Below are 16522 nucleotides of genomic sequence, written 5' to 3'. Positions count from 1 at the left end.
ATGAAAATTGAAAAAACGATTAGCAATTGGGGCAAATTTCCTAAGATAAAAGCCTCAGAATATCTTTTCGAGAATTTTAGAAAAACAAAGGATGTCTTACAAGAAGAAAAAACTGTTTTAGCAAGAGGAAATGGTCGTTGTTATGGAGATGCAGCCTTAAATGACACCGTAATTTCTACACTTTCCCTCAAACATTTTTTAAAATTTGATAAAACCGAAGGCATTCTCACCTGTGAGGCAGGCGTACTTTTCTCAGATATTTTAGATTTCGTGGTGCCGAAAGGTTTTTTCTTACCTGTAACTCCCGGCACAAAATTTATAACGGTAGGTGGCGCAATTGCAGCCGATGTGCACGGAAAAAATCATCATAAAGATGGTTGCTTTTCAGAATTTGTAACACAATTTAAACTAGTTGTTGAAACAGGCGAAACTATCATGTGTTCAAGAACCGAAAACACAACGCTCTTCTGGGAGACCATAGGCGGGATGGGACTCACTGGAATTATAGTTGAAGCTACATTTCGGCTAAAAAAAATAGAAAATTCATACTTTTATGTAGAGAGTATAAAAGCAAAGAACTTACCTGAAATATTTCAACTTTTTGAAGCCTCTAAAGATTGGACATACACCGTAGCGTGGATAGACTGTCTTCAAAAAGGGAAGCATTTGGGGCGCTCCATATTAATGCGGGGCGAACACGCTACGCAAGAACAACTCTCTGCCAAACAACGGCAAGAGGTATTAAAAACTACACCCAAAAAAAGCATTAAAATACCCTTTAACTTTCCTGGTTTTGCGTTGAATACTTTAAGCGTAAAACTTTTTAATCTGTTGTATTATTACAAACAAACAGCTAAAATAAAAAAAGGAGTTACTCACTTTGAGCCTTTTTTTTATCCGCTAGATGCTATCTTGGAATGGAATAAAATCTACGGAAAAAATGGCTTTATTCAATATCAATTCGTGCTACCAAAAGGAGCAGGAATGGCTGGGCTTCAAGAGATTCTGGAAGCAATTGCAACCAGTAAACAAGGCTCTTTTCTTGCTGTGTTAAAACTATTTGGCGCCAATAACCCAAATGCACATAATTCGTTTCCCATTGAGGGATACACCTTAGCACTAGATTTTAAGGTGAATAAAAAACTATATACCTTAGTCCCTAAGTTAGACGCTATTGTTAAAAAGTACGGCGGGAGAATTTACAGAGCAAAAGATAGCTTGTCCGAAGCTTCACTTATGGAGTACGTAAACATACAGACCACTAAGTTCAATTCGGTTCAAAACAGAAGAATAAACCAGACACCCAAATGATTGTATTAGGATCCAATTCAGATATTGCACGCGCGTTTGTAGAAAAAATGCTAGAAAAAGAAGCGGTGCCACATGTGTATTTATTTTCATCGAATATTGATGCCTTAGCATCTTTTAAAAAGCACATAGAGGTAAAATATACTACGGAGGTCACTGTTTTTAAATTGGACCTCTTAGAACAAACCAAGTTCGATTTCTCGGCATTAACGTATAATGTTGCTTTTTGTGCAGCAGGATACCTTGGGGACACTAGCGAGGGAGTAATCGCAAAACCTGAGGACGTGGCGAGGATACTTCAAATAAACTATGCAGGTTTGGTGCCGCACCTAAATGCTATTGCAAAAGACTTGGAAAACAAGGGAGGAGGAAACTTAGTTTGTTTAAGCTCGGTTGCAGGAGAACGTGGACGACAAAGTAATTTTATTTATGGGAGTGCCAAAGCGGGATTAACGGCTTATTTAAGTGGTTTGCGAAATTTGTTGGCCAAGAAAAACGTTCACGTTATGACCGTAAAGCCAGGATTTATGGATACTAAAATGACCAAAGGAATGGATTTACCTGGTCCATTAACCATCTCTCCAGAAAAAGCAGCAACCTTAATTTACAAGGGCTACAAAGGTGAGAAAAACACCATTTATATATCAGGAATTTGGCGCCTTGTTATGTTTATAATCCGAAATATACCAGAGTTTATTTTCAAGAAGCTTTCATTATGAAAACGTTGTATTTGTACGATTTTGACGGAACCATCACCAACAAAGATTCTTTGTTCGAGTTTCTGAAATTTGCGACACCATCACTACACTACAACTTCATTTTACTGAAATTTGCACCTTTGTTTTTAGTTGCTAAATTAGGGTTGTTGGATAAAGGAACTACCAAACGAAGTTTTATTTCAGCTTGTTTAAAAGGGAAGACCCGAGAAGAAATTTCTAAAATTTCGAAAGCCTTTTTGGGACACATTCAACAAGGTGATTTTTTTAAACAGAACGCATTAGCGACTATAAAAAAGCATAACCAAAAAGGCGATGTTTATATCGTTTCGGCATCGTTGGATTTGTGGTTAGATGCCATTGCGCAACAGTTGGGCGTAGGCCTTATTTGTACCCAAAGTGAATTTAAAAACGACGTCTTCAGCGGAAATTTTAAAACCCCCAACTGCAACTACGAGGAAAAACCTAAACGCGTAAAAGCCGAAATAGACCTTTCTAAGTACGCCGAAATTATGTACTATGGAGACTCTAAAGGTGATATGGCTATGAAACCCCTGGCAACAAAATTTCACTACAACAATTTTTAATGATACGTTTTCTATTAAAAGCTATTTTCTTAATTACCCTTGTTGGTTTTATTCTTCAGGAAGTAGACGCCTATTTTATTAAAGATAGTTTTTACAGGGATTCCATACGCACATTCCAATCTTCAGACCGTAATTTCGACATTGTTTTTTTTGGAAGTTCACATTCGTATAGCACTTTTAATCCCGCAGTTATCGAAAATGAATTGAACGTGACGGCAATTAATTTAGGCTCCTCTGCGCAAAAATTAATTGCAACCCAGGTTGTTGCTGATATGGTATTAAAAAAAAACAGACCAGATCTTGCCGTTATCAATGTGTTTGCATTAAGTTTTAATGAAGAGAAAAATGAAGGTTTTACATCCTCGAACTTGCTTGCGATAGATTTTTTACCACAATCTTTTTCAAAAAGTTCTTTTATTCTTAACACATTTCCTGCCAATGAATGGCCTATGGCATTTTCAGAAACCATTAGAAATCACACCGAATGGCCAGAATCCAAAAAGCCTAGTAAAACTTTTAATTATAATAATGACCACAACCATTATAAAGGGTTTCTTACTTCAAACAGCACTTTTGATGATGGCACTTTTCTCAAATTTGAAAAGAAATATAAAGCACAAAACAAGCGCTTCGATACATTACCAGATATCGCGAAAAAACGCATAGATGACATTGCAGATTTATTTAAAAATAATAATGTGCCTGTTCTCTTTATTAATGCACCTTCCTATGTATATGATGTGAGTCCGAGCCACAATAGCTATGCAAAGTCTATAAAATCGTACCTAACGGAAAAGGGACACAATTTTCTAGAATTTAATGAGGTTAAAGAAGAGATTGGAATTACAAGGAGGCATTATAGAAACCCAAATCATTTAAATACAAGAGGGGCCATACTTGCATCAACATATCTATCTGCATACATAAAAGACAGCTTACACATTCCACTCACCAAAACACCTATTAATTTAAGTGGAAACCCGTATTATCAATCAAATCCTAAAAACAATAGCTTGTTTTATAAGGACTTAGACTCAGTTACTGAAAAAAAATTGTTTGGAATCACAGACGCAAAGCTGTATAAAACGGGAGAAGAAACGTATAATGTATTATTTTCACTTTCTGCAGATACTATTGGGTCACAGCCTTTCCGCTTAGAGCATGAGGTAACACTAGAAGAGCTCAACCAATATGGGGAACAGAAGATTTTTCAGAATAGAAACAAAACAAAAATTGTTTATTATGGTGATTTTTCAAATATAGATGTCCTTACATATCAAAATAAAAGCTTTGTAGTTTTTTCATTTAAAAGCCCCTTGAAACAGTTTAGGAATTTAAGTTTTCATGCGGGGGATAAGCGGGGAACCACTGTATTTTCAATAGATACACTCTCAGTTAAATAGTAATATATATAGTATCTTTGAAAAAAAATCTTAGATACTTGAAAACAATAGCCGAAAGCGCCTTTAACCACAACGGAAGCCTCCCATATACCTTAGAACTTGCCAAAGCAGCCAAAGATGCTGGAGCAGATTATTTTACAATTCAAGTGATGGATGTTGCTGCCTTTTGTGTAGAGGATTACAGCAAATATGAAATTTACGAAAACAACACCCTTTCTTTTGAAGAATGGAGCAAGGTGTTTGCGTATTGTAGAGAGCTGGAAATGCCAGTAATACCTTGTGTGTTGGACATCCCGTCTTTCGATTTTTGTTATGCCGAAGGATTCCGCTTTTTAAAACTACACGCTACAGATATTACCAACAAAACCATGTTGGACAAAATGGCAACGTTTAAGGATGTTACCTTCATTTTGGAAACCCAATGTGCCACTAACCTGGAATTAAAATTTGCACTGGACATTATAGGCGATCAGGTAGAATGTTTAATGCATGGATTTAGCAACTATCCTACTGAAGTTGAAGATCTTAATTTGAATGCATTAGACTATTTCAAAAATGAATTTCCTCAATACACCACAGGGTTAGCAGACCATTCCCTAGATACAGCTAACATTCCGTTAATGGTATTAGCAAAAGGATGCGAATATCTTGAAAAACACATCACTTTAACGCGTAACAACCGTAAATTCGATTATCAAGTATCGCTCTATCCGCACGAATTTGCCGTAATGGTGCAACAATTGAAACATTACCAGCAAGCTTTAGGCGATTATAAAAAACACCCCACCAAAACAGAATTGCCCTATCGCGATGTGATGTATAAAAAAGTATTAGGCGGTGGCGACTTTAAAAGAGCAGATGCTGGCGTAGATTATATTACCCATCAATTCAATTCTTTTAAAAGAGCAGATGTTGGCGTTGCGCTCATTGCGCGTTTAAAGTCCAAAAGATTGCCTTTAAAAGTGCTAAAGCCCTTTGGAGGAACTAGTATCATCGATTTTTTATACCAGCGTTTAAAAACCGCTAAAAAGGTGAAAGATGTATTTCTTTCCACCTCAACCTTAGCAGAAGACACTCCGTTGGCTGAGGTAGGTCATCAAAACGACCATAAAGTATACAGAGGTCATGCAGTTTCAGTGTTGGATAGAATGCTGGAACTTTCGTTACAGGAAGAATGGGGTGCTGTTTTTAGAGTAACAGGTGACAATCCATTTACAGATCCGGAATTGGTGGATGAGATGATTACGTTGATGGTTGAAAACGATCTGGATTATGTGCGTGCCAACAATGTGCCTTTTGGTGTTTCTGCGGAATTGTTCAGCACAAAATATCTTTGGAATTTGTATCTACATATGGATAACCCAATGCATTCGGAATACCTAACACTTTTTATTTTGAATGACGAAGAAGCTAAAAAAGGATGTATCGATATCGTTTCGGAAGTAGAAGATCTTAAATACATTAATCTTTCGGTAGACTATCAAGAAGATTATGACCGCGCCTTAAAGCTAGAGGAAGCAATAGGTTCAGAAAACTTAAAAGAATGTACCTTACAGGATATGGTTTCGGTTATTGGTGAGTTCAAAAGAGAAGATAAAACGAAACTTATAAAACTGCCTGAGGGCGAGGATGTTCCATTTTCAGAATTTTTGGGTAGATTGGAAGATCAAACCTATGTAATTAGAAAGAATGTAACCTTGTAAGATACTCTAGTATGAAAAGATGCGTAGCAATTTTCTTTGTATTCATGACAGTGGCATCGGTCTTTGGTCAAGATCTTGTTTGGGATAAAGTAATGCCTTTTACTACTCAAAATATAACGAACCAGGCAGGAAGGGCCCCAGCTACAATCGTTATTTCAGATAAGATTATGATTGCTGGAATTGTTGAGGTGCCAGAATGGATTACTTTAAAATTCCAAAACAATGGAAGGTTAAAGATAGAAAATGAGAGCTCTTCTCTATATATTAGAGGAAAAGTATCTGTGGGGCCTCAGCAAATTTTTGATCTTACCAATAGAGGTGTTTTGACCTATGATGGGACTTCTATTTCTAACATTACTTTTTTCCAGAATAAAGTATACCATCCAGAATGGTGGGGGCTTATTCCAAATGAAATCCCTACAAGACCTGATGGGACCTCAAAGAATTCAATAAATTATCTGCTTGCAAAAGAAATGATGCTGGATATAGCTGCCTCAGGAGGAGGTGAACTTCATTTTTCTGAAGGTGTATATTACATTAGAGATTTTGTAATTGATTTTGACAATATAACTGTAAGTGGTGAAGGAAGAAAAACAATATTGCGTTTCGATAGATCAAACTTTGAGACATCAACAAGGCGTGGAGGTCTCTTTACAATTCAAGGACCCACAACAGAGAAGTATTACAATAAATTAATTCCTGATGGAGCATATCAAACAGGAAATTTTATTTTCAACTCACAACAAAAAACAATACAGAATATAGTAGTAAAAAACATTTCGATAGAATGGGACGAGCAATCTGCGCTAGAAGATCCAGCGATGAATGGATTAACCATCGTGAATGCTCAAAATGTAATTATTGACAATGTCCATGTTGATTTGAAAGGCGCTAATAGAGCGTTTTATATAGGAACTTTATTTGATGGCGATATCACTGAAAATATCACTATTCAAAACTCTTCATGTGTTGCGAGTAGAACAGGCGTTCTTATCCTGCACGGCTTTGATAGTTTAGATACCATACGCCGTAAGATAATATTGGATAGCATCATAATTAAAAACAATGATTTTGATGTGGTGGGACTGCCGTCTATTGAACAGGTAAAAAACGGACAATTAAATGTTGATTATTTGGATAGGTACGGTTCTGGAGTGCTCTTTGGAGGTAGTGAGTTTACCACAACTTTTGATAATATGGGCGATACTATCTACAGAAGGATTGGTTCAATCTTAATTCAAAACAACACGATAAGGAATGCGGATTTTGGGGTTTTAGCAAACTTTAGTAATAAGGATGAAAACAAAGGATTTGTACACAAGGTTACCCTAAATAGCAATAGTTTTATTGATTTTAAATACATTGGCATTCTTTCTCCGTTTACAAATGCAGTTATTACTAATAACACATTTAAGGTTATTCAATTAACTCCTATTACAGATAACGTATTAGACTCAGGAAAAAAAGGATACATTTCTTCAGCCATTCATATTGTAAAAGCTCCCTGGGAATTTTTTAAATCGAAGCATGGACCAGAAAATATTACCTTAGAAGGAAATAAGGTAATAGGCTGTTTTGAACAAAACACCCCCTTTATTATTCAGCCTAACAGAGATGCAACGATCACTATAAATAATAATATTTTCGATTATGATAGCAGTTGTTCACAACCTCAGAACGATATAATTATAACTACTAGCCGAAGAAAGTTCAGAACTAAGAATGCCACTGTTGTATTGCAAAATAATATACACGATTCCAGCAACCAAAGTCAAGAACCGGCATCTGTATTATTAGATGTTAGAAGAAAAAAACACATTACACTTATAGAACAATAACATATGACCTACGTAATAGGAGAAATAGGCCAAAATCATAATGGCTCGGTAGATATTGCAAAAACAATTATAGATGTGGTCTCAAGACCTGTTCATGATAAATTGTTTGGCAAAGAACTACCCAGAATGGACGCTGTTAAGCTCACTAAAAGAGATTTAAGTCAAGAGCTATCAGCTTCGCAAATGTCACGACCGTATGATACGCCAAACTCTTTTGGAAAGACGTATGGAGCGCACCGTGATTTCTTGGAGTTAGATGATGCACAGCATTACGATTGCTACCAGTATGCCAAAGAGAAAGGATTGGATTTTGTAGAAACCCTATGTGCCATTGGTTGTTTAAGTATTTTAAACAATTTTACACCAGACAGGTTAAAAGTAGCTTCCAGAGATTTAACCAATTTACCCTTATTGGACGCCCTAGCACAAACTAAGATTCCCATTATAGTTTCTACGGGAATGGCTGGCGAACGAGAATTAAATGAAGCGCTAGAGGTGCTTTCTAAACATCATGAAGATATTTCAATCTTGCACTGTGTTTCTCAGTATCCTACGGAGTATGAAAATGTAAATTTGAATACTATCAAATACCTGCAAGAAAAATATCCCCAATATACCATTGGATATTCAGACCACACCATTGGTATTGCAACACCTATAGCTGCCGTAGCAATGGGTGCCCAAATTATTGAAAAACATATTACTTTAGACCGCCAGATGAAAGGTACGGACCAGGCAGGTTCTCTGGAAATAGATGGTATATACAGGATGATGCGTGACATTAGAAATTTGGAGTTGTCTTTTGGCACAAAAGAAATTAAGATCGAGGAGTCTGTAAAAGTAGCGCGTGAAAAACTAGAGCGCTCTATAGCAACCCTTAGAGCCTTGCCAGAAGGTCATATTGTTACCATTAATGACATTCACTTATTAAGCCCAGGTGACGGCATAAAATGGATGGATAAAGCTGAGGTGTTAGGTAAGAAACTAAACGCGGCTTTGCCTAAAGACGAAATTATCTATAAATCGAAACTCAAATAATGGCTTTACCAAAACTCGTTATAACCGATATTGATGGTGTCTGGACCGATGGTAGTATGTATTATGATGATACTAATCAGGAATTTAAACGGTTTAATACCAGTGATAGCGTTGGTGTGTTATTTTTAAAATATCTGGAAATTCCTTTGGTAATTATGACAGGCGAAAATACTCAAATTGTGCAACGCCGTGCCAATAAATTGAAAGTTGAACACGTGCATCTGGGAGTTAAAAATAAATTGAAGCTGGCAAAAGAAGTCTGTGCAGCACATAACATTACACTTGCCGAGGTAGCTTTTATAGGAGACGATATAAACGATTTGGAACTCCTGCAACACGTTGGGTTTAGCGCTGTACCCAGCAATGCGCCTTCGTATGTAAAAGATAAAGTAGATTTGTTGTTAGAAACTAAGGGAGGTGATGGTGCTTTTCGTGAGTTTGTAGAATATTTTGTTCAAAAATATAGCAGTATAGACCTTATGTTGCAACGCTACACAGAAGAGAAAAATTTAAGGCAGTAGTTATTTAATTTTAAAGAAAAATCGTGAAACGAACTTTTATATTACTAGTAATTTTAAATAGCTTTTTGAACTTTAGCTGTTCAGAGCAAGATGATGAATCAGAAAAGGAAAATCTAGAAACATTCTTCTACAGTAAATCAACCAAAACCTCAGATTTTTTAGGAGTAGTTTCATCTCAAGAGGTTTTGTATAATTCAAACAAAAAACCAACAAAAGTAGTTACTAATAGAGGCTATGAAATTGTAACGTTAGATATCTCATATAGTGAAGGCCAAGTATCTAAAATAACAAAATTCATAGATGTTGAAGATGATATATATGACAAGGTTGAAAATTATGAAGTAATTCTTGAAAACAACTTGATTACATTAATAAACTCTGACAGGACTGACACTATCACCGAAATAAGATCAACTAATGGTTATGTAGATTCATTCAAGGTTTCTAGGGTTTCGGTATTTAGAATTTTTGAAGATGACCGTTTTGTTCGAGATTCAGAAAACAATATTATTAGTTTTGATGGAGGCCCGTTGTTTTTCGAATATTCCAACCATGACAAAGGAAATAACATGCCTTCTCCTGGTCTCAGGGATTTTTCAAATGATTTTTTTATAGCATTTAATTTGAAAACGAGCAATAAATTTCCTTTAAATACAAAAGTTACTTTTGAAGACCAAGCTGGGAATATTGTAACAGAACAGTATAATATCAATTCTGCACATTTGTTTTACGATGCTCATAATAATATTTTAAAATATGATAGCGGAGCAGGCTCAAGATATGAGTTTGAATATATCAAACTATAAATATGGTTTTAATCGCTTAATAAATGTAAAATTGACTAATCCCTATCCAGAAGATCAGTATCCATTTGCTAGATACGTAAGTTTACTGTAAGCGTGAGGATAAGTTCGAATAGTCGGCAGTAAAATATAAAGTAACATAGCTAATAGCTTAGAAAAATTAATGGAGAAGCGGAGTCCAGAAAATCTGTAGTGAAAGCATTTTAATTTTCTTGAAAATAATACTCCTATAATGAAACAAAAACAAAGCAAACTAGCTAGAAACGCTGCTATTTATAGCTTTTTCAGTCTATTGCAACGTGGTTTGGGTTTCTTTTTGCTTCCTGTGTACACCACGGTTCTAGCAACCGAACAGCTGGGAATCATCAGCACCGCAACAGCGGTTATTTCCTTTTTAGTTTTATTCTTTGGGCTCTCATTTCGGGGCTCTGTAGCATTTTATTACTACGAATATAAAGATGAAAATGTATCCTACCTCAAAAAAATATACGGGACAAGTGTTATTTTTATACTCTTGTTCTCGGTATTCAGCATTCTATTTCTGCTGGTCACCAAAGAGTGGATTTTAGATACCCTTTTTGAAAACATTGCCTTTGATCCTTATGTGGTGCTGTCACTTGCCAGTATTTTTTTACAACCGCTTTATTTTTTCTACCAATCTGTATTAAGAGCAAAGCAGCAAGCTAAAAAAGCATCTGTTTTGGACTTTGTCTATTTCGGGGTGATGATTGGGCTCACCCTGATATTTATCCTAGGGTTTAATTTTAAAGCTGAAGGAGCTCTTTTGGCCAATGCTATTGCTAGCTTTTTGGTATTTATTATGAGCTTGATAGGGCTGCGGAAAGAAATTACACTGTGTTTTGTCCCCAAAATTTTAAAGAAAGTCTTAAAGTACTCATTGCCATTATTGCCGCATAATATCTCTGGTTGGGCGATGAACATGGTAGATAGGGTTATGCTGAATGCTATTAATTCATTGAGCGTAGTGGCACTCTTTGATGTAGGTTCACAAATAGGAAAAGTGGTGAATATGATTTCGCTGGGAGTAAACTCGGCGTATGCCCCGTGGTTTTTCGACCAGGTTAAAAATGACACCAACAGCAAAAAAAACATAGTTGCCGTAACCCAAAAAATTGTCATTTTGTATGCCGTGGTTGCAGTTTGTGTAAGCTGGTTAGCACCAGAGCTCCTCAAAGTAATAAGCAAACCGGCATACCACGCATCGTGGACAGTCACGCCACTTATTGCAACTGCTTTTGTAATTAATGGCTTTTATTTTACGTTTAGCAGCGTTTTCTTTTTGGAAAAGACCAAATACCTTTCCTTTCTAACCATTAGCGGAGCGGTTGTAAACATAGTGCTCAATTATTTTTTAATACACGCCTATGGCTTTCTGGGAGCGGCCATTGCGAGCCTGCTTACCAAGATCTTTTTTACGGCGCTCACCTATTATTTTAGTCAGCGTATTTATCATATTCCATATAATTTAAAGGCGATTCTCTTTATTATTTTTGTGGGGGCTGTACTTTCTTCGGCACCATATTTTTTTCAACCTTTTTTGGAAACCTATAATCTATGGCTGGTGGTTTGTGTTAAGTTGTTAATTCTAGGTACTTTTAGCGCGGGATTTGTTTATAAGAATATGTCCGAATTCAAAAAAATACTGCAGAGAAAGAATGGCCGCTAGTGATATCTTGGATACAATTGAAAATACCTATGAGGTTGAGGATATTACATTGCTCAATGGAAGAAGAGTATGGCCACTACTAAGACAAAAAATTATTTTTGAAACTATTAGAGAATCTCTTGGATATGATAATAAGCTACGAACAAGGAATAAGAAACAATTAGGGATAAATTTTTTTTCAGGTATAAAACAGCTATTTCGATTAAAGAAGTTCGATTTTATTTTTTTTAATAATACCGATAAAAGGGTTCTTCTCGACGGTACTTATTTTGATATCTTTTTTGATGCCTGGGCCGATAAAGTTTTTCAAGAAAAAAGTCTTTTTATTGAATGGGCAAAGGATAAACATCTAAAACAAACGGAAACATATTCTTCAAATATAATTTCAGATTTACCTTTCAAGTTCGTGATTGCCATTGTTTCAAAGTTTGTGAATACGAAGCTTAAGAGCGAATTGCTCTTGGACACTATTATTAATGAAAATAATATTTCCAGCGCTATTAAAAGAGAACTTAAAAGCAAACTAGCAGAAATTTATGTCTTTAAACTTTTTTTCAAAATCGTAAAACCCAAAGCTATTTTTGTTTTGAGTAGTTTTACCAAAGTTGGGATAGTAGTTGCCGCTAAAGAACTAGGAATAAAGGTTTATGAAGCACAACACGGGTATATAGGAGACGCACATACGTTTTATAATGCCGAAACACAATTTAAAGAGGCATATCCAGATTATTTACTATCGTTTGGAACGTATGAAAAACAAAAGGCAAGTGCTAAGTTGATTTTTAACCCCGAACAAATTATACCAGTAGGAAGCTTTCAGTTAGAATTAATAAAAGCGCACACAACCCCGGAGGAACTTCTGAATCTAAAGAAAAGTTATCGTTTCGTCTTTTGTATCACATTACAAGCAATTAAAGAAGAAGAAATGTTAGGGTGGTTGCTAAAAGAAGCGCAACTTCATAAGGATTGGTTGTTTATAATTAGGGCCAAAAATGCAGATTTGGAGTATTCAAAATTTACCAAGCAACCTAATATTATTGAGCGCAACGATTTCAATATTTACGAAGTACTTAAAATTTCAAACTATAACATTACCATTTATTCAACAACCGCTATTGAAGGGTCATTTTTAGGAGCGGCACCCATATTTTTTAATGTGAATAACCTTTCCAAAAATCATTTTGATGTTGTAAAAATGAATGCTATTGTAGTGGAAGAAGGCGAATTATTAAACGAAGAGAGCTTGAGAAAACAAGCAAATAAAGAACAATCGTTTTTTGTAGCGAACTATTTGGAGAATGTAGCTAAAACAAATTTATGCTTCTAAGGAATTTATTATTTATGTTGCTCATCCTGCAACCATTTATAGACAAACTGGCCAGAAAAATAGGTTGGAGCATAAATATATTTAATGAACTTTTAAGTATAGCAGTTTTTGTGGCGTTTATATTGGTTTTAGTACATAGAAAACGACTCAATAGCTTGGCGCTGCTTATGTTCGCTTTTATTGGCTATTGTTGCTTACTGGTTGTCTATCGAGGGGTGTATCCCCTAGGCTTTTTTCAAGTAGTAATTTACAGTCAGTTTTTCTTTTATTTCTTTTACTTTTTGACGCTTTCCAACGAAGCAAAGAACCAGACGATACTTTCTTTTAAAAAGATAATGACGGTATTTGTCTACGTTATTGCCATTTTAGGAATTTTTGAGGCACTAGACCATACTACATTTCGAAACTATATGGGAGTACATAGTGTAAAAAGAGGGATTAATTATTTTTATTTGATTTCATTTTTTGGGTCGGGTCCAAGTTTGGCTATTTTCATCACCATTTTTGTGGCCATTTGGCATTATTGTCACTATGCGTTGCAGCAAACCATACAGAAAAAGCACATAGTTACTTTGGTGCTGGCTATTTTGTTAGGCATATTCAGTTTTTCAAGAAAAGAAGTGCTCTTTATTTTTATTTTTTTGGTGTTTTTTCCATATCCATCAAGAAATTTGATCAACAAATGGTTAAAGAGGCTCATTTTTTTCACCACCATGTTTACAGGATTACTAGTATATTATCTAGCATTTTTTGCCTCTGCCAACACGGTGGCTTTTGATAAGGACTATGTACGGTACAAAATTATTTCGAAATCTGCCGAAATTTACGCAGATCATTTCCCCTGGGGTTCTGGCCCTGGAACGTGGGGGTCTCGGGTTTCCTTATGGACTAGAGATATTTACGAACGGTATGATATTGGGAGAGATCTATTAGGCTGGCAAGAAGTGAACCCTCACGGCCCCATTTATGATGCTTTTTTGTTCAGTTTATTCACTGAAATAGGAGTTGGAATAATCTTCCTTTTGCTCTTCATATATAAAATTATAGAAGCCCGCACTATTAATCGTGATGTGTATGGAAGGTTTGTGAAAAACTTTTTAATTATATTTTTATTGGCGTTAGGACTTTTTGCACCTATGTTTACCAATAATTTTGGTTTTGTAATTATGGCCTTTACTGCAATGATGATTGCTAATGTCTCGCTTTTTAAATATAGAAAATGGTATGCATAAACTGAAACTAATCTTCTATTATCTGTTTATTCAAAAGCTCCCACATTCTAGATTGTGGGGTGGTTTTAACAGTATGCGCAGAAGCTATCTGGCAAAAGTGCTGAAAGTAATGCCTAACGACACTAACTCTAAGTTTGAGAACGGCATTTACATTTCGGACGCTAAAAAATTGAAAATTGGAAACTATGTACGCATTAACGAACACGTCTTTCTGCAAGGCGAGATAAGCATTGGGGATTATGTAATGATTGCGCCCTATACGGCAATTTACACGAATGCCCATGAGCATAACGACATAGAGATGCCTATGGTACAACAAGGAAACACTGCTATAAAAAAAGTATCCATTTGTAATAACGCTTGGTTAGGTAGAAATGTAGTTATATTACCAGGGATAACTGTTGGAGAGGGAGCTATTGTTGGAGCAAATTCAGTAGTGACGAAAGATGTTGCTCCTTTTACGATTGTGGGTGGCGTGCCTGCAAAACTTATTAAATCAAGGATTTAACCCAAAAGCAATATGCAAACTTCTTGGGGGAAAATAATAGGATACAGTCTGCTCACACTCGTGCTGCTGAATATCCTTTATGCTTTTTTTTTGTATGAAAAAAGATATGAACCCATTACAATTACCCTTACAGTCGAAACAGATTTTGACTCGTATACGTGGTATTCTTTGCAGCCCAACTTTAGCGATTCTATTAGCAAGACGGAAACCTTACCATTATTCAAAAACAAGCTCAATACCATAGTAACAACTATAAATCAGCCAGAAGGGCTTCAGTTTTTTGGGTTTTATTGGAGTGGTAGTACTAAAGGGAGCATCATTATTAAAGATGTTACGCTTGCCTCCAAAAACAAAGTTAGAACTTTTAACAATCTCGACAAATTTGTAAACTATTCGAGCACTAATGTGACTCCGGTGAGCACTCAGAATTCGATTATAGCTACTGCAGGCCAAAAAGGAAATGGGTGGTTGATGTTAAACTTAGAAGGATTTGAAAAAATTGCCAAAACGAAACAGTTTACACCCTTAGGCTGGGTAACAAATATCCTGTTGCTTATGGTATTGCTTGTAATGGGCAGGTTTTACATCAATACCGTACCATATAATTTTACCAATCTTAAAGTTGAAGGCAGTGCTCTCTACAAAGCCAGGAATTACCTCTTCTATCTCTGGATGTTCTTACTTCCTTTTTGGCTTATTATTTCGCACATTTTGTTAGCTGTTTCCTTGGCGCTAACTCTTGTACATTTTATTGTTGAAAAAGAAAAATTTCATTTTCGAGAACTTAAAAACTTTATTCCATTAGGCACACTGTTTTTGGCAATTATGATAGTGAATGTCTTTTTCCATTTTGAAACCATCGGTACCGATTTTGGGAATTATAGCTACTTTTTATTAGCTCCCTTTCTTTTTTTAGGGGTACAGCGCGCTCAAATGGTTAAAATTTTTAAAGTCTTTCAAATAGCAGTTGTAACATATGTTTTTCTTCTAGTTATTGCAATAATTGAACGGTATCTACACCTTTCTTCCAATTATAATTTTACACGTTTCTTTTTTGAGACGGTGGAGCAATATTGGCATTCCAGCTATTTGGCAGGGCTTATAGTGGTCGCACTTCTTTTCGAATTTCAACGAAAAAAAATCAGGATTTCAGTAATGCTTTTTTCAATGTTAGCATTTGTATTTATGTATCTTTCGCAAGCAAGATTGCCTTTACTTATAGGGTTAGTTCTAATGGTTAGTGTAACAATTATACAATTCCCAAAAAAATTAAAAACAATCTATATAAGTGTCGGTGTTTCTTTAGTTCTCTTGGCAGGTGTATTTGTATATACTTCTAATGAAGCAAGAGAGCGTATTACAACTATTTTTTTGGTAAATGATACTAAGAAAATGGATGCCCGTCCCGAACTTTGGCGGGAAGCGTTCGCTATTTCAACAACACATTTGGTTTCGGGCATTGGATCCCAAAATGTTCGGGATGCGCTCTCAAACAATTTAGAAGTTGACTCGGAAATTAAATATAGACGCTACAATGTGCATAATCAATATTTAGAGTTCTTATTGGCGTATGGTATTTTAGTTCCAACAATGCTAATTTTTGTAATACTCATACCCATTATTTTGGGTTTTAGGACTACCACATTATTTCTTATATACTTTTCTATTGCCATGCTAGTGGAATCTTATTTTTCAAGGCAAGCAGGTGTAGTTGTATTTAGTATATTTTATTGTTTCTTTATCTTTTATGATTGCAAAAGCAAACAACATACTGAGGCTAGTAGCCAATAATAAGCTTGCACTTATTTTTACCCTCTTGGTGTTATCTGAGTTTGTGTATAAAATTTGTAT

General features: G+C 35.6%; 13 protein-coding genes and 1 pseudogene. All 14 read left to right on the top strand.

Going from position 1 to position 16522, the window contains the following annotated elements; all coding sequences use genetic code 11:
- The 14 genes and pseudogenes from ACQ2HF_RS04205 to ACQ2HF_RS04140 all read left to right on the top strand — a co-directional run bounded on the left by ACQ2HF_RS04205 (position 1) and on the right by ACQ2HF_RS04140 (position 16462).
- The gene (locus ACQ2HF_RS04205) at positions 1 to 1311 is read left to right on the top strand and encodes an FAD-binding oxidoreductase (protein ID WP_432412272.1); all 1311 of its coding nucleotides are present in this window, start codon (positions 1 to 3) and stop codon (positions 1309 to 1311) included.
- Complete coding sequence (locus ACQ2HF_RS04200) at positions 1308 to 2027, top strand: SDR family NAD(P)-dependent oxidoreductase (protein ID WP_432412271.1); 720 nt, start codon at positions 1308 to 1310, stop codon at positions 2025 to 2027. Before ACQ2HF_RS04205 ends, ACQ2HF_RS04200 begins: the two co-directional genes overlap by 4 nt.
- Positions 2024 to 2611 (top strand): HAD family hydrolase, encoded by a 588-nt coding sequence (locus ACQ2HF_RS04195; RefSeq protein ID WP_432412270.1) that lies wholly within the window; start codon positions 2024 to 2026, stop codon positions 2609 to 2611. The genes ACQ2HF_RS04200 and ACQ2HF_RS04195 overlap by 4 nt, the downstream gene beginning before the upstream one ends.
- Positions 2611 to 4014 (top strand): hypothetical protein, encoded by a 1404-nt coding sequence (locus ACQ2HF_RS04190; protein ID WP_432412269.1) that lies wholly within the window; start codon positions 2611 to 2613, stop codon positions 4012 to 4014. The genes ACQ2HF_RS04195 and ACQ2HF_RS04190 overlap by 1 nt, the downstream gene beginning before the upstream one ends.
- Positions 4015 to 4052: 38 nt before the next feature.
- Positions 4053 to 5717, top strand: a complete 1665-nt coding sequence (locus ACQ2HF_RS04185) for an N-acetylneuraminate synthase family protein (RefSeq protein ID WP_432412268.1) — start codon at positions 4053 to 4055, stop codon at positions 5715 to 5717.
- Between the two features lie 11 nt (positions 5718 to 5728).
- Positions 5729 to 7555, top strand: a complete 1827-nt coding sequence (locus tag ACQ2HF_RS04180; RefSeq protein ID WP_432412267.1) for a hypothetical protein — start codon at positions 5729 to 5731, stop codon at positions 7553 to 7555.
- 3 nt (positions 7556 to 7558) lie between these two features.
- Positions 7559 to 8593, top strand: coding sequence for an N-acetylneuraminate synthase family protein (locus ACQ2HF_RS04175; RefSeq protein ID WP_432412266.1), 1035 nt, complete (start codon positions 7559 to 7561; stop codon positions 8591 to 8593).
- A complete protein-coding gene (locus tag ACQ2HF_RS04170; protein WP_432412265.1) occupies positions 8593 to 9114 on the top strand; it encodes a KdsC family phosphatase in 522 nt (173 codons plus the stop codon). The genes ACQ2HF_RS04175 and ACQ2HF_RS04170 overlap by 1 nt, the downstream gene beginning before the upstream one ends.
- Positions 9115 to 9137: 23 nt before the next feature.
- Positions 9138 to 9920, top strand: a complete 783-nt coding sequence (locus ACQ2HF_RS04165; RefSeq protein ID WP_432412264.1) for a hypothetical protein — start codon at positions 9138 to 9140, stop codon at positions 9918 to 9920.
- Between the two features lie 229 nt (positions 9921 to 10149).
- Positions 10150 to 11604 carry an oligosaccharide flippase family protein gene (locus tag ACQ2HF_RS04160; protein ID WP_432412263.1) on the top strand — a complete coding sequence of 485 codons (1455 nt, stop codon included), beginning with the start codon at positions 10150 to 10152 and terminating at the stop codon, positions 11602 to 11604.
- Complete coding sequence (locus tag ACQ2HF_RS04155; protein WP_432412262.1) at positions 11594 to 12931, top strand: hypothetical protein; 1338 nt, start codon at positions 11594 to 11596, stop codon at positions 12929 to 12931. Before ACQ2HF_RS04160 ends, ACQ2HF_RS04155 begins: the two co-directional genes overlap by 11 nt.
- A 14-nt stretch (positions 12932 to 12945) precedes the next feature.
- A complete protein-coding gene (locus ACQ2HF_RS04150) occupies positions 12946 to 14163 on the top strand; it encodes a hypothetical protein (protein ID WP_432412261.1) in 1218 nt (405 codons plus the stop codon).
- A 352-nt stretch (positions 14164 to 14515) separates the two neighbouring features.
- Positions 14516 to 14665, top strand: a pseudogene (locus ACQ2HF_RS04145) (DapH/DapD/GlmU-related protein); the annotation flags it as partial.
- 18 nt (positions 14666 to 14683) lie between these two features.
- The gene (locus ACQ2HF_RS04140) at positions 14684 to 16462 is read left to right on the top strand and encodes an O-antigen ligase family protein (RefSeq protein ID WP_432412260.1); all 1779 of its coding nucleotides are present in this window, start codon (positions 14684 to 14686) and stop codon (positions 16460 to 16462) included.
- Positions 16463 to 16522 lie beyond the last annotated feature (60 nt).

Origin of the sequence: Rasiella sp. SM2506 (genome assembly GCF_050859505.1) — a bacterium.
Lineage (GTDB): Bacteria > Bacteroidota > Bacteroidia > Flavobacteriales > Flavobacteriaceae > Marinirhabdus.
Note: the sequence above shows the minus strand (reverse complement) of the source record. Positions and strands in the feature narration are given on the sequence as shown.